The sequence below is a fragment of the Bacteroides sp. Marseille-P3684 genome (assembly GCF_900291465.1).
In the GTDB taxonomy this organism is placed as follows: Bacteria; Bacteroidota; Bacteroidia; order Bacteroidales; family Bacteroidaceae; genus Phocaeicola_A.
The window spans coordinates 1,516,393-1,530,871 of sequence record NZ_LT985808.1 but is presented as its reverse complement, the minus strand read 5'-3'; the positions used below and the strand labels follow the sequence as shown (position 1 = coordinate 1,530,871).

12 protein-coding genes and 1 tRNA gene are annotated in these 14,479 nt (G+C 54.5%); 11 read left to right on the top strand and 2 right to left on the bottom strand.

The window, feature by feature from the left end; genetic code table 11:
• Positions 1–15: 15 nt before the first annotated feature.
• The 9 genes from nuoH to C8275_RS05830 all read left to right on the top strand — a co-directional run bounded on the left by nuoH (position 16) and on the right by C8275_RS05830 (position 9,972).
• Entirely contained in the window at positions 16–1,116 is a 1,101-nt protein-coding gene (gene nuoH, locus C8275_RS05870) for an NADH-quinone oxidoreductase subunit NuoH (protein WP_022383749.1), read from the top strand.
• Between the two features lie 25 nt (positions 1,117–1,141).
• Positions 1,142–1,612 (top strand): NADH-quinone oxidoreductase subunit I, encoded by a 471-nt coding sequence (locus tag C8275_RS05865; RefSeq protein ID WP_106484460.1) that lies wholly within the window; start codon positions 1,142–1,144, stop codon positions 1,610–1,612.
• A 6-nt stretch (positions 1,613–1,618) separates the two neighbouring features.
• Positions 1,619–2,131 (top strand): NADH-quinone oxidoreductase subunit J, encoded by a 513-nt coding sequence (locus C8275_RS05860; protein ID WP_022383747.1) that lies wholly within the window; start codon positions 1,619–1,621, stop codon positions 2,129–2,131.
• Positions 2,132–2,143: 12 nt separating this feature from the next.
• On the top strand, positions 2,144–2,455 hold the full coding sequence (gene nuoK, locus C8275_RS05855; RefSeq protein WP_022383746.1) for an NADH-quinone oxidoreductase subunit NuoK: 312 nt from the start codon (positions 2,144–2,146) through the stop codon (positions 2,453–2,455).
• Positions 2,456–2,491: 36 nt separating this feature from the next.
• Positions 2,492–4,384, top strand: coding sequence for an NADH-quinone oxidoreductase subunit L (nuoL, locus tag C8275_RS05850; RefSeq protein ID WP_106484459.1), 1,893 nt, complete (start codon positions 2,492–2,494; stop codon positions 4,382–4,384).
• A gap of 101 nt (positions 4,385–4,485) precedes the next feature.
• Positions 4,486–5,976: a NuoM family protein gene (locus tag C8275_RS05845; RefSeq protein ID WP_106484458.1), complete on the top strand. Its 1,491-nt coding sequence runs from the start codon at positions 4,486–4,488 to the stop codon at positions 5,974–5,976.
• Positions 5,977–5,989: 13 nt separating this feature from the next.
• On the top strand, positions 5,990–7,411 hold the full coding sequence (locus tag C8275_RS05840) for an NADH-quinone oxidoreductase subunit N (RefSeq protein WP_022383743.1): 1,422 nt from the start codon (positions 5,990–5,992) through the stop codon (positions 7,409–7,411).
• A gap of 268 nt (positions 7,412–7,679) precedes the next feature.
• Positions 7,680–8,966: a hypothetical protein gene (locus C8275_RS05835; protein WP_106484457.1), complete on the top strand. Its 1,287-nt coding sequence runs from the start codon at positions 7,680–7,682 to the stop codon at positions 8,964–8,966.
• 7 nt (positions 8,967–8,973) lie between these two features.
• Positions 8,974–9,972 carry a hypothetical protein gene (locus tag C8275_RS05830; RefSeq protein WP_106484456.1) on the top strand — a complete coding sequence of 333 codons (999 nt, stop codon included), beginning with the start codon at positions 8,974–8,976 and terminating at the stop codon, positions 9,970–9,972.
• A gap of 294 nt (positions 9,973–10,266) precedes the next feature.
• Here the strand turns inward: C8275_RS05830 and C8275_RS05825 are convergent, their stop codons facing one another.
• Both C8275_RS05825 and C8275_RS05820 read right to left on the bottom strand, forming a co-directional pair.
• Positions 10,267–10,893, bottom strand: coding sequence for a metal-dependent phosphohydrolase (locus C8275_RS05825; protein WP_022383740.1), 627 nt, complete (start codon positions 10,891–10,893; stop codon positions 10,267–10,269).
• 96 nt (positions 10,894–10,989) lie between these two features.
• Positions 10,990–11,063, bottom strand: a tRNA-Met gene (locus C8275_RS05820).
• A gap of 778 nt (positions 11,064–11,841) precedes the next feature.
• Between C8275_RS05820 and C8275_RS05815 the strand changes: the two genes are divergently transcribed.
• Together C8275_RS05815 and C8275_RS05810 are read left to right on the top strand one after the other, a co-directional pair.
• Positions 11,842–12,228, top strand: a complete 387-nt coding sequence (locus C8275_RS05815) for an START-like domain-containing protein (RefSeq protein WP_106484455.1) — start codon at positions 11,842–11,844, stop codon at positions 12,226–12,228.
• A 334-nt stretch (positions 12,229–12,562) separates the two neighbouring features.
• Positions 12,563–14,476, top strand: coding sequence for an LptF/LptG family permease (locus C8275_RS05810; protein WP_106484454.1), 1,914 nt, complete (start codon positions 12,563–12,565; stop codon positions 14,474–14,476).
• The last annotated feature ends 3 nt before the right edge of the window (positions 14,477–14,479 follow it).

Sequence of the window (14,479 nt, the reverse complement as noted above, 5' to 3'; positions counted from 1 at the left end):
GTTAATAACAGAACAATGAATAATTCATTTTTAGACTATTATAGCTTGCAACCCGTTACCAGCTGGATTCACGACGCCCTATGCAGCGTGATGCCCGAGGCGCTGGCCATCTTCCTGGAGTGCGTGGTAATCGGTGTTGTTCTCGTGGCTCTCTATGCCGTCCTCGCTATCATACTGATTTATATGGAGCGTAAGGTCTGCGCGGCGTTCCAATGCCGTATCGGCCCGAACCGTGTGGGAGGAAAAGGCGGTCTGATGCAGGTTCCTGCCGACGTACTGAAAATCCTGACGAAGGAAATCATCCGTCTGAAGAACTCTGACCACCTGCTCTATGACCTGGCCCCCTACCTCGTCATCCTGGCATCCATCCTGACCTTCTCCTGCCTTCCCTGGAACAAGGGCGCCCAGGTGCTCGACATGAACATCGGCATCCTCTTCGTGCTGGCAGCCTCGTCCATCGGCGTGGTAGGTATCCTGCTGGCAGGTTGGGCAAGTAACAACAAGTACACCATGATCGGTGCCGTACGTAGTGGTGCCATGATTATCAGCTACGAGCTGTCCATGGGCATCATCGTGCTGGCCATGGTGGTGCTGAGCGAAACGACCAGCCTGAGCGGCATTGTCGAGGGACAGGCCAACGGCTGGAACATCTTCAAGGGGCACATCGCCGCCATCCTTGCCTTCGTGGTATTCCTCATTGCCGGTAATGCCGAGGCCAACCGCGGTCCGTTCGACCTGGCTGAAGCCGAGCAGGAGTTGCTCGCCGGTTACCACACCGAGTACTCCGGTCTGCACTTCGGCTTCTTCTATCTGGCCGAATACCTGAACCTGTTCATCACTGCCGGTTTTGCATCGACCCTCTTCCTGGGTGGCTGGATGCCTCTGCATGTGGCAGGCCTTGACGCCTTCAACAACGTGATGGACTACATCCCCGGCTTCGTCTGGTTCTTCGGCAAGACCTTCTTCGTGGTATGGCTTCTGATGTGGATCAAGTGGACTTTCGTCCGTCTGCGTATCGACCAGGTGCTGACATTCGAGTGGAAATACCTGATGCCGACCTCCCTGCTGTTGCTCGTGCTGATGGTCGTGCTCAAGGTGTCCGGTCTGGTATTTTAAAGCAAACTAACAAACGAAAAAGACAATGAGTAAATTCAGTAATTACATCAATGGATATTTTTCAGGACTCAAGACCCTGCTGATTGGTATGCGCACCTCCATCCGTGTATACTTCCGCAAGAATGTCACGGAGCAATATCCTGAAAACCGCCACACCACCCTGCACATCCCTGAGCGCCACCGTGGCACGCTGGTCATGCCTCACGACGAGAACAACCAGCACCGCTGCGTTGCCTGCGGTCTGTGCCAGATGGCCTGCCCCAACGGCACCATCAAGGTGACTTCCGAGATGGTGGAAGGCGAAGACGGCAAGAAAAGAAAAGTATTGGTTAACTATGAGTACGACCTGGGCTCGTGCATGTTCTGCGAACTGTGCGTGAATGCTTGTCCGCACGATGCCATCCGCTTCAGCAACGACTTCGAGAACGCCGTGTTCCAACGCGAGAAGCTGTTGCAGAAGCTCAATCACGAAGGTTCGTCAGTTGTAAAAAAGTAGAATGATATGGATATAACACTTCAACAAACAGTATTCTACGTGGTCGCCATCCTGATGAGCGTCTTCTCGGTGATGACGGTTACGACCGGAAGCATCCTGCGCGCAGCAACCTACCTGCTGTTCGTGCTCTTCGGTACGGCGGCTATGTATTTCATCTTGGGCTACACCTTCCTGGGAGCCGTGCAGCTCATGGTCTATGCCGGCGGTATCGTCGTCTTGTATGTATTCTCCATCTTATTGACCAACTCGGACAAGAGCATCAATCTGAAGATCGGACGCAGCAAGCTGGTGGCAGCCCTGTTCACCATCATCATCGGTGCAGCCCTGGTGCTGTTCCTCATCTGGACCAACGGCTTTGCGTTGAATGTCATCCCCGACAGCGGTGAAATCGCCATGCGGGAAATCGGTCATGCACTCATCAGCTCTGACAAGTATGGCTATGTCCTGCCCTTCGAGGTGGCAGGTGTGCTGCTGCTGGCATGTATGATCGGAGGTTTGTTAATTGCACGTAAACGATAAAAGGAGGAACTTATGGACATACATGTAGTATATTATCTGGTTGTCAGCACCATCATGCTGTTTGCAGGCATCTACGGTTTCTTTACCCGTAAGAACCTTCTGGCTGTCCTCATCTCGGTGGAACTCATCCTGAACGCCACGAACATCAACTTCGCCGTGTTCAACCGCTACCTGTTCCCCGACGTCTTCGAGGGTCACTTCTTTGCCTTGTTTGGCATCGGTATTGCTGCCGCAGAGACGGCTGTCGCCATTGCCATCATCATCAATATCTACCGGAACATCCGCAACATCCAGACGGACAACATTGATGAACTAAAGGGTTAACACCGCTGTGGTCTATACATTCTAAACAATAAGATTATGGATTTTAACTATACGATACTCATATTACTTCTTCCCATGCTCAGTTTCCTGGTGCTGGGACTGGCCGGTATGCGTATGAAGCATAAAGTGGCAGGAGCCATCGGCACGACCGTGCTGGGCATTGTCGCCGTGCTCTCTTATCTGACGGCTTACCTGTATTTCAGTGGCGGGCGTTCGGCCGACGGCACATTTGCCAAGCTGATGCCGTGGAACTTCGAATGGCTGCCCTTCACCACCAACCTGCACATCGACATGGGCATCCTGCTCGACCCGATTTCGGTGATGATGCTCATCGTCATCTCGACGGTGTCGCTGATGGTGCACATCTACTCGTTCGGCTACATGAAAGGCGAAGTGGGCTTCCAGCGCTACTACGCTTTCCTGAGCCTCTTCTCATTCTCGATGCTGGGACTCGTCGTTGCCACGAACATCTTCCAGATGTATGTGTTCTGGGAGTTGGTGGGTGTATCTTCCTACCTGCTCATCGGCTTCTACTACACCAAGCCTGAAGCCATCGCAGCCAGCAAGAAGGCATTCATCGTGACCCGTTTTGCCGACTTGGGCTTCCTCATCGGTATCCTCATCTACGGTTACTATGCCGGCACGTTCACCTTCGAACCGGAACAGCAGTTGCTCATCGCTGCCGGCGGCATGATTCCCTGGGCTCTCGGCCTGATGTTTGTCGGTGGTGCCGGTAAGAGTGCCATGTTCCCGCTGCATATCTGGTTGCCCGACGCCATGGAAGGTCCGACTCCTGTCAGCGCCCTCATCCATGCCGCAACCATGGTTGTTGCCGGTGTCTACCTGGTAGCCCGCATGTTCCCCATCTTCATCGTCTATGCTCCCGAAGTGCTCCACTGGATTGCCTATCTGGGTGTGCTCACCGCCTTCTATGCCGCTGCCGTGGCTTGCGTGCAGACCGACATCAAGCGTGTGCTCGCCTTCTCGACCATCTCGCAGATTGCGTTCATGGTGGTTGCCCTGGGTGTCTGCATCGGTGCTGACACACACGAGGGTCTGGGCTACATGGCCGGTATGTTCCACCTGTTCACCCACGCGATGTTCAAGGCCTTGCTCTTCCTGGGTGCCGGTGCCATCATCCATGCCGTCCACAGCAACGAGATGTCCGCCATGGGAGGTCTGCGCAAGTACATGCCCATCACCCACATCACGTTCCTGATTGCCTGCCTTGCCATCGCCGGCATTCCGCCGTTCAGCGGCTTCTTCAGCAAGGATGAGATTCTGGCAGCCTGCTTCCAGTTCAGTCCGGTTGTCGGCTGGATGATGAGCCTCATCGCCGGAATGACCGCCTTCTACATGTTCCGCCTCTACTACGGCATCTTCTGGGGCAAGGAGAACAAGGAGCTTCACGCTCATCACACGCCCCACGAAGCCCCCGTATCCATGAGCTTCCCGCTCATCTTCCTGGCAGCAGTGACCTGCGTGGCCGGTTTCATCCCCTTCGGTCACTTCGTGAGCAGCAACGGACAGTCATACGACATTCACCTTGACGCCCAAGTCGCCATCACGAGTGTCTGCATCGCCATCGTTGCCATCGCACTTGCTACCATCATGTACCTGAAAGAACAACAGCCCATTGCCGACCGTCTGGCAGCTACGTTCAAGACGTTGCACCGTGCCGCCTACCGTCGCTTCTACATGGATGAAATCTGGATGTTCGTCACGAAGAAGATTATCTTCCGTTGCATCTCCACCCCGCTTGCCTGGTGGGACCGTCATGTCATCGACCAGTTCTTCAACTTCTCTGCCTGGAGCGCACAAGCCGCAGCAGACGAGGTACGCGGCATGCAGAGCGGACGCATCCAGACCTACTGCATCTGGTTCCTGGCCGGCGCATTGGTATTCACGCTTATGTTGTTATTAATATAAGGAAACGAGGGAACAAGCTGACGGACCGTCCAGGGACCTACAGTCCTCTCCGTCCGTCGGTCAACTGAGACCTTGTCCACTAAACAAAGAACTAAAACAATATGAATATACTAAGTCTTTTCGTACTAATCCCGCTGTTGATGCTGTTGGGGTTGTGGATCAGCCGCAACCTTAACCAAGTTCGCGGGGTGATGGTGGCCGGTTCTTCCGCCTTGCTGCTGGTGGCCATCTACCTCACCGTGGACTACCTCGGGCTGCGCCATGCGGGAGCCACCGAGGAAATGCTCTACACCGACAGCTACATGTGGTATGCACCGCTGCACATCTGCTACTCCATCGGTGTCGATGGCATCTCGGTAGCCATGTTGCTGCTGTCCGCCATCATCGTGTTCACCGGAACATTTGCTTCCTGGAAGCTGAAGCCGCTCACCAAGGAATACTTCCTCTGGTTCACCCTGCTTTCGCTCGGTGTGTTCGGCTTCTTCATCTCTACCGACCTGTTCACCATGTTCATGTTCTACGAGGTTGCCTTGATCCCGATGTACCTGCTCATCGGCGTATGGGGCAGCGGACGCAAGGAATATGCAGCCATGAAGCTGACCCTGATGTTGATGGGAGCCTCGGCTTTCCTGCTCATCGGTATCCTGGGCATCTACTACGGCTCGGGTGCACAGACCATGAACGTGCTTGAGATTGCCGCCCTGCACAACATCCCCATGGACATGCAGCGCATCTTCTTCCCCCTCACCTTCCTCGGTTTCGGCGTGCTGGGTGCCTTGTTCCCCTTCCACACATGGAGCCCCGACGGTCACGCTTCGGCGCCGACAGCCGTGTCCATGCTCCACGCCGGTGTATTGATGAAGCTGGGAGGTTACGGCTGCTTCCGTGTAGCCATGTACCTGATGCCTGAGGCTACTCAGGAGCTGGGCTGGATCTTCCTCGTGCTGACGACCATCAGTGTCGTTTACGGTGCCTTCAGTGCGGTAGTACAGACCGACTTGAAGTACATCAACGCCTACTCGTCCGTGTCACACTGCGGTCTGGTGCTCTTCGCCCTGCTGATGATGACCCGCACGAGCTGCACGGGTGCCATCCTGCAAATGTTGAGCCACGGTTTGATGACCGCCCTCTTCTTTGCCCTCATCGGTATGATTTACGGACGTACCCACACCCGTGACATCCGTCAGATGAGCGGACTGATGAAAATCATGCCGTTCCTCAGCGTAGGCTATGTGATTGCCGGTCTCGCCAACCTCGGTCTTCCGGGCTTGAGCGGCTTCATTGCCGAGATGACCGTGTTCGTCGGTTCGTTCCAGAACACGGACACCTTCCACCGCGTATGTACCATCATCGCATGTACGAGTATCGTGATCACCGCAGTCTATATCCTGCGTGTGGTAGGCAAGATTCTCTACGGCACCTGCAAGGACCCGCACCATCTGCACCTGACTGATGCTACTTGGGACGAACGCCTCGCCGTCATCTGCCTCATCGTAGCCGTAGCCGGACTCGGTCTGGCTCCGTTCTGGGTGAGCGACATGCTCCACGACAGTGTTACCAACATATTAAGTGCCCATCTATCCAACCTCTAATTAAAAAGTTACTATGAACTATCTTCAATTTTTTGATATGAGAGCGGAAGTCAGCCTCATGGCCTTGATACTTATCGTCTTCCTTTACGATTTGTTCACCGAAGGCAAGGAGCGCCGCGGCTTCCATGCCCTGACCTGCGTATTGTTGGGCATCCACACTCTGTTGAACATCTGTCCGGGAGAAGACGTCGAGCTTTTCGGCGGGATGTACCAGTCATACGCCATGACCAACATCATGAAGACCATCCTTTCCATCGGCACGCTGCTCGTGTTCCTGCAAGCCAAGAACTGGCTCCGCCGCGACGACACACGACACAAGGAAGGTGAGTTCTACGTGCTCACCCTCTGCACGCTGCTGGGTATGAACTTCATGATGAGCGCCGGCAACTTCCTGATGTTCTTCATCGGACTGGAGCTGGCATCCATCCCGATGGCCTGCCTCGTGGCAATGGACAAATACAAACACGAATCGGCTGAAGCCGGAGCCAAATACATCATGAACGCCATGTTCTCATCGGGTCTGATGCTCTACGGCATCTCGTTCGTCTACGGAACAGTGGGCACGCTCTACTTCAACGACATCCCGACCATGCTCGAAGGCACCCCGATGCAAATCCTCGCCCTGGTGTTCTTCTTTGCCGGACTGGGCTTCAAGCTCTCCCTCGTGCCGTTCCACTTGTGGACCGCCGATACCTATCAGGGTGCTCCGACGGCAGTGACCTCCTACCTCTCCGTCGTTTCCAAAGGTGCCGCAGCCTTCACGTTGCTGGTCATCCTGATGAAGGTCTTCGGACCGATGGTGGAACAATGGCAGACACTGCTCTACGCCGTCATCATCATCACCATCACCCTGGGTAACCTCATGGCGCTGAAACAGGAGAACCTGAAACGATTCATGGCATTCAGCAGTATCTCACAAGCCGGATACATCATGTTGGGTGTCATCGGCGGCAATGAGCTGGGCATGACTTCGCTCGTGTTCTATGTGCTCGTCTATATCGCTGCCAACCTGGCTGCCTTCACCGTCATCAACGTCATCGAGCAGAAGGCCGGCAAGGTAGACATGAGCGACTACAACGGACTCTACCAGACCAACCCGAAGCTGAGCTTCCTCATGACGCTGGCTCTCTTCTCACTGGCAGGTATCCCGCCGTTCGCAGGCTTCTTCAGCAAGTTCTTCATCTTTGCTTCCGCCTTCAGCGCAGGATTCTATCTCGTGGTATTCATCGCCTTGCTCAACACCATCATCTCCCTGTTCTACTACTTGAAGATTGTCAAGGCAATGTACATCACCCCCAACGATGCGCCGATTGCTGCCTTCAGCAGCGACTGCAGCACCAAGCTCAGCCTTGCGCTGTGCACAGCCGGCATCATCGCTCTCGGACTGGTGAGCGCCATCTACGACGGACTCAATCTCTATGCCTTCGGCATGTAATCGCCCCGGCATAGCCTGATAACACCAAGAGGGTGTGCCATGACGAGCCTTCCGCTCCGATTGGCACACCCTCTTTCCATAAGCACACTCTTAACGGCTCTTTTTAGGGTCTATTAGGGTAGTTTCTATACCTTATAATAACAGAATCACAGACTTCCTGCCCCCTACTGCGGACGGAAGCGGCTATCTTTGCGCGGCAAACACAGCCTGTCCCCCGGACTTGGGGAGTCAGCACAATGTATCAAACTAAAAAACACAAACACAACTCATGAAACTTTACCAGACAGCTTTCAGCCTGCTGGCGTTCTGCGGGATGCTGGCAGCATGCTCCGACGACGACTGGAAAGACGACGTCTCGGCACTGCAACAACCCGTACCGTCCAGTATCGTGATGCTCGACGAAGCAGGAGGAACCATCGTCAAGGGAAATTCCTTCCAGTTGCGCTTCCGCGTCAATCCCAGCAGTGTCGTACTGACCAAAGACGATGTGCAGCTCGACGTGCAGGACAGCGACACCTATTTCCGCTTTGACAAGACCGACGTCTCCGACACACGCGCATCCTACGTAACGCCATCGGACTACTACACCCTGGAGAATGTGGAACCGGCAAAGAACGAGAACGGAGAAGTGCTCGAAGGACAATGGGTCGCAACCGTCCGCACACAGGGCGAAGCGAACTTCCGCAATGTCTCCGACCTGCACCTCGTCGTGAACTACACCGACGCTGCCGGAGTGGCGCAACAAGTCAGCTCGTCGGGCGTGCCCATCGAGATTGTCCCCACCGTGGATGAAGGAGTCAACTTCGGCTATGCCACCGTGCAGAACCTGCTCAACAGCAAAGGCGCCGTGAACCCCTACATCCTCTTTGTCGACGTGAATGCCTACAAGAACAGCCTGGGAGTCGAATGGCACTACAGCCGTCAGTACATCACCACCATACAGACTACGGTCAACAAGGAGGAACTGACAGCCGACACCACTACCGTCTACACCGCCCACTACCTCTCGTTCACCCCGGTCACCAGCGCTCCCGTCTGGACCGGACTGACGGAAGGCAACGTCAAACACGCCTCTTCTGAATGCCAAATCAAGCTGACGGACTTCGGCAACACCACCAAGAGCCTCAGCCTGCCCGTCAGCTACTGCCCGAACAACATTCCTCTTGACCTCCGCATCTCGGCGGCAGAAGCCAATGCTGCACTGGCGGAAGGGAACTCGGACTACAACTATGAGCTGACCGACGTGCTGGCTGACTATGGCATCGGGGAAGACCTCTTCACCCACCTCGCCCGCATCGGACTGACCCCGAACATCGAATCGACCGGTATGGGAGAAGTTCCCCTCCTGCTCGATGAGCTGGAAGGATGCAACGCCGACAGCTTCCGTCCCGTGGCACGCTTCTGGCTCGCCGAACCCCTGACTCCGGGAACCTCCTCGGAGGAAGGAGACCACAGCCTGTCGATTTTTGTCTCCAGCATTCCGCAGGAACTCACCTCACCCCTGTTCAGCCTGCTGGAACTGAACATCCAACTGAACATTCACATCACAGACTAACCGCACAATGAAACACTTACTCAAGTACACCACCCTGTGCCTGCTTGCCGCAGGCTCCCTCGGCTTCACCGCCTGTTCTTCATCCGACGACGATGACACCCTGACTTCCACGGCAGGAAGCATCGGCACCATCAGCCTGGACCGTCCGGTCATCGGAGCTTACCAGCCGTTCACGGCACAGTGCGACGTGAAGTCGGGCAGCAACCTGGTCTCGGAAAAGTTCATCTGGAAACAGAACGAAGTGGAAACGCTTTCCGCCGCTTCCGGCGACTCTTATGAGACACAGAACGGACGTTCCACCTACTACCTGCGCGGCTTGAGTGCAGGCAGCCATACCCTGGTCTGCCGCATGACTGCCTTGGGCAGCGACGGACAGGAGTTCAGTGCCGAACAGCAGCTCACCGTCGAGGTGGTTCCCACTGACATACGCAACAACTTCTGGGGCGAGAGCAAGGCCGAGACACAGCGCAACCTCACTTACTACAAGACGTTACAGGAAGAGGCGGACGGCTCACTCACCGTCAGCGAAAAAGACCACTACGGTTCACTCAACTATGCCACCGAGTCAGGCAACTCGTTAGGCGGCACAAGCATAGGACTTTCACCTTCGCGGACGGTCAGCTTCCGTTTCAGCACCACCGGAACGCTGGAGGAAATAGTCTACGTCTGTGCACCCAGCACCACCCAGATAGACCGGATTGTCCGCCGGCTTCTCCAGCGTGCCCTTTACCTGGAAAGCTTTGACGGCTTCACCGCCACGGCATACGATTACCGAGTAGCAGACGGACAGTCGCTCACGTCCGAAGAACAGGCGTTGGCAGACCAATGGAAAGCCGGCAGTCTGGAAAATGACAGTGAGGACTACATGCTGGCGTCCGCTGTTGCCGGACAACGGCTCGACCTGCTGTTGACCATGGAGAATGAAAAGACCCGTGTGGAAATGACCGTCAGCGGCACAGGTGCTGGAAAGGATGCTGAGACCCGCATGGTGTTCAGCGGAAAATAACCCGACGGGATTAAAGAACACAAGGAGGGTGTGTCTGCTCGGACAAGCTTCAAGCTTGCTCCTTTCCAGACACACCCTCCTTGTGTTTATTTCTTGAACTAATCCCTCCGTATCAGGAGATCAGACACGTCCTGAAAACAGCCTGCACTCCCACAATCCATAGGACATTACAATTTACATGATTCATTGGTTCACATGCAAATATACAAACAAAAATTCGGCATTCCTGCGTTTGGCGCAATTTCGTTCCGGCGTTTGGCAAAAGTTGCAAAAGCAAAGGAGCGTACTTATCGTCTACAACTCGTCCTGCTCTTCCCCGCTGCGCTCCATGATGCTTGCAGCCAGATGGTCGGCAGTCTGCACGATGGAAACCAACGGATAAAGCTTTTGGGACGTATCATAGCAACGCTCGTCCTCAAAACTGTTCATATTGACTCCCCATGCACCCATGTGCCAACGGATGGCCAGCATCTCGGCATCGGTCATCTCCAGTCCGTAGCAAAGCAACAGGATGACTGACTTCTCCCCGTGTCCCATCGGGAAATTCTTATAGGAGACCTTATACCCTTCACTGTCTTCCCACATCCCCAGGGCATTCTTCCGCCGTTTCACAGAACGTACGTAGATATCCGTTTTGCACACATCGTGCAACAGGCTGGCGATGATGACACTGTCTCGTCCGACTTCCTTTTCCAGAGTCGGTTCCAAGGTTTTCATACCTTCCCACACGGCAAGTGCAGCCCGGCAGGTATTGACCGAGTGTTGTGCCAATCCGCCTTCGGTGTTCAAGTGGTGACCGGCCGACGCAGGAGCCGTGAAGAAGCCTGCCTCTTCCAGCTCTTCAATCACACTGTCCACTCCATCGCGCTCCGTTGAACGCAGGAGTTCAATAAATTCGTCTTTGATTTTCTGTATGTTCATGATGTACGAGAGTCTGCGGCTCCCGGATTTTGGAGTATGATAATAAAAAAAGACCATCAAGTGTGGAAGCCACTCAACAGTCTTAAGTCTTTCTTGTAGCGGGACCCGGGATTGAACCGGGGACCTCATGATTATGAATCATGCGCTCTAACCAGCTGAGCTATCCCGCCATCTTTCTCGATTGCGGTTGCAAAGGTAGATGTTTTCTCCATTCCCTGCAAGCATTCCGAGAAGTTTTTTGAAAGAAAAATTTCAAAGTATTGACAAACAGGCATCTTATCGAACAGGTATTCCCGACAGCGTTACACAAACACATGCGGGAAGTAACTGCAATTATCCGGATTCCTTGTTTTTACCAAAGAAAACACGTACCTTCACGTTCCCTTACTGGCCATCCGGCTACTGCGCCTGCCATAATCTCCAAACTGGCATCTGCGGATTGCAAAATACCCTATTCCATCTCCCCCTTTCCCCGCGTCAAACTACCGGGATGCGCATCCCGGCACTACCGCTTGCGCTTCTCACGACCGGCATTCCCAGCAACCCACTGTCACTCTGTACTTAATCCCTGTTCCCGAGATGCGCATCTTGCCACTGTCTCTTGCGCGAAGTGACACCATCGTCTTGCGCTTCTCGGTACGATGAGATGCGCAAGACGTCATAAAGGGGATGCGCAAGGGGGTGGTGAAGACTTACGCAAGGAAGGACAGCAGTTTGCGCATAGAGTCAGTGACGACTTGCGGAAGGCGGAAAGGTGGGAACAAGAAGGACCCATCCGAGCTCAAAAGACAGGCGCGTTTGGAAAGCTTAGCAAAAAATCACGCCCTACATTTCTCCATCTATAAAACTATGCTTATCTTGCCCGCCAAAATTACAAATTCAACGTTCGCAAGCTTCGGCAACAGTCGGACTTGTGAAACATCAATTACAAACACAATTCAGAGTTCTATGAGAAAACAGAAGATACACTGCGAATACCCGATGGCATCAGCTTCGGCCACAGTGCTTTGGAATGCCATCAGCACAGCCTCGGGCTTGCAGGGATGGTTCGCCGACAAAGTGACGATTGTACACAAGCTCTGCACCTTCCAGTGGGGTGAGGAGGAGACGAGACAGGCAACCATCCTCTATATCCAACCGGGATGCTGCATCCGCTTCCGCTGGAAAGATGAAGACGAACCGGGATGCTTCTTCGAAATGAAGCTCACCAATGACGAGCTGACCAACGACCTGATGCTGGAAATTACCGACTTTGCCGAGCCGGGTGAAGAAGACGAGCAGAAGGAACTGTGGGACATGCAGTTCGAAGCCCTGCGGAGTGTCTACGGCGTATGAACCGGTGCGGAGTGCCGTTCCGCCCTCCGCAAGCTCAAGTCCCGGCTGACAGGCTGACGAGTCCACAGGCAGACAAGGCTTCTGTTGTTGCCTTGTCCGTACGGGCATGAGATTCTGCATCCCCACCCCGTCGGCTGAAAGCAGAGTCGGGCATACGCGGAACAGAAGCACACTTATTCTATAAAAATCTTCAAAACATCCCTTACGCAATCCGTTTTTGTACTACTTTTGCATTTCAGAATTGCCCTGACTTCGTCGGGCTGTCCTCCAAGCAGCGGGGACCGGACTGAATATCAAGGCAATCGCCCAAACATACGCTGTTTAATCTACCGAAATGCTACGGATAAAAAAGTTAGATATATTTGTCATTAAAAGCTTTGTCCTCCTGTTCATCGGAACCACCTTCATCTGCTTGTTCATCTTCATGATGCAGTTCTTGTGGAAGCGGGTTGACGACATGGTGGGCAAAGGCTTGGACCTCATCGTTCTTGCCAAGTTTTTCTACTACTCGGCACTCGCCCTCTGGCCGACCTCGGCACCCCTTGCCGTGCTGCTCGCCTCCCTGATGACATTCGGTAACTTCGGCGAACGTTTTGAGCTGATAGCCATGAAGGCGGCAGGCATTCCGCTGACGAAGGTCATGCGTCCGCTCATCATCTTCACCACGTTCATTGCCGCCCTGTCCTTCTATTTCCAGAACGTCACGGGACCGAACGCGCAGCTGAAGCTCTACACGCTCATCTACTCCATGACGCAGACATCGCCCGAACTGGACATCCCCGAGAGCTCGTTCTACCAGCTGGGAGAGGAAAACAAGGGCGTGAAATACAACCTCTACGTCCGTCAGAAGGACAAGAAGACAGGCATGCTCTACAACGTGATGATATACAACTTCTCCGACGGATTTGAGAATGCACACATCATCGTTGCCGACTCGGGACGGCTCGAAACCACCGCAGACAAGAAGCACCTGTACCTCCATCTCTACAACGGCGAACAGTTTGAGAACCTGCGTCAGCAGAGCAGCATGTCACAGAACGTGCCCTACCGGCGCGAATCCTTCGTGAGCAAGCACACGCTCATCGACTTTGACTCGAACTTCAGCATGCAGGACGGAAGCTTCCTGACGGTCAACCCCGAGTTCAAAGGCATCAAAAAGCTGAACCACGACATCGACTCGCTCAACCTGCGCTATGACAGCATCGGACGCGGCTACTATGACGACGCCATGCAACGTGCCTATGCGACGGTCGAGCTGACCCGCTTTGACTCCACACAGATGAAGACCGACGCCCTGACCCGCCTGAACATGGACAGCCTGCTCTCCGTGTCCAGCCGTTCGACCCTCGAACAGGTCTACACGGAAGCCAAGCGCAAGGTGGAGATGACCGACAGCGACCTCTCCATCAAGTCGCTGACGATGAAGGACGGCAACAACATCATCCGCCGCCACTGGGTGGAGATGAACAAGAAGTTCACCCTCTCGCTGGCATGCATCATCTTCTTCTTCATCGGTGCTCCGCTGGGAGCCATCATCCGCAAGGGCGGACTGGGCATGCCGGTCGTGGTGTCCATCATCATCTTCCTTATCTATTACATCATCAACAGCATGGGCGAACGGGCGGCAAAGAACGGAAGCTGGGAAATCTGGTTCGGGACATGGATCAGTACGTTCGTGACACTTCCCCTGGGCATCTTCTTCACCTACAAGGCGACCCGTGACTCCGGCGTGTTCAATGCCGACGTCTACATGGCCACCATCCGCAAGCTGCTGGGCATCCGCACCCAACGCCACCTGTTCAAGAAGGAAGTCATCATCGAGGACCCCGACTACCGCCGCATCGACACCGACCTGGATGCCCTCTGCGCGGAGTGCGAGGACTACATGCGCACACACCGGCTCGACCGTCTGCCCAACTATGCACGCCTGTTCACCAACAACGAAAAAGATACGCGTATCCGCGAACTGAGCAACCGGCTGGAAACGCTCGTCGAAGAACTTGCCAACTCGAAGGACCACATGGTGCTCCGCATCGCCAGCACCTATCCCGTGCTCATCACCGATGCCCACACGAGTCCCTTCAGCAACCGTTGGCTGAACATGCTCGTCGGTCTCGTCGTACCGGTCGGCCTGTTCTTCTACATCCGCGTCTGGCGGTTCGGTCTGCGGCTGAACAAGGACCTACGGCAAATCATCACGACGAGCCGTAATCTCCAGGAGCGCATCCGCTCGGAAGAATTGAACTAAACC

Coding starts and splice junctions, on each gene's coding strand:
- nuoK (WP_022383746.1), top strand. CDS start 2,144: ATGGACATACATGTAGTATATTATCTGGTTGTCAGCACCATCATGCTG.
- nuoH (WP_022383749.1), top strand. CDS start 16: ATGAATAATTCATTTTTAGACTATTATAGCTTGCAACCCGTTACCAGC.
- C8275_RS05815 (WP_106484455.1), top strand. CDS start 11,842: ATGAGAAAACAGAAGATACACTGCGAATACCCGATGGCATCAGCTTCG.
- C8275_RS05830 (WP_106484456.1), top strand. CDS start 8,974: ATGAAACACTTACTCAAGTACACCACCCTGTGCCTGCTTGCCGCAGGC.
- C8275_RS05835 (WP_106484457.1), top strand. CDS start 7,680: ATGAAACTTTACCAGACAGCTTTCAGCCTGCTGGCGTTCTGCGGGATG.
- nuoL (WP_106484459.1), top strand. CDS start 2,492: ATGGATTTTAACTATACGATACTCATATTACTTCTTCCCATGCTCAGT.
- C8275_RS05845 (WP_106484458.1), top strand. CDS start 4,486: ATGAATATACTAAGTCTTTTCGTACTAATCCCGCTGTTGATGCTGTTG.
- C8275_RS05825 (WP_022383740.1), bottom strand. CDS start 10,893: ATGAACATACAGAAAATCAAAGACGAATTTATTGAACTCCTGCGTTCA.
- C8275_RS05810 (WP_106484454.1), top strand. CDS start 12,563: ATGCTACGGATAAAAAAGTTAGATATATTTGTCATTAAAAGCTTTGTC.
- C8275_RS05840 (WP_022383743.1), top strand. CDS start 5,990: ATGAACTATCTTCAATTTTTTGATATGAGAGCGGAAGTCAGCCTCATG.
- C8275_RS05865 (WP_106484460.1), top strand. CDS start 1,142: ATGAGTAAATTCAGTAATTACATCAATGGATATTTTTCAGGACTCAAG.
- C8275_RS05860 (WP_022383747.1), top strand. CDS start 1,619: ATGGATATAACACTTCAACAAACAGTATTCTACGTGGTCGCCATCCTG.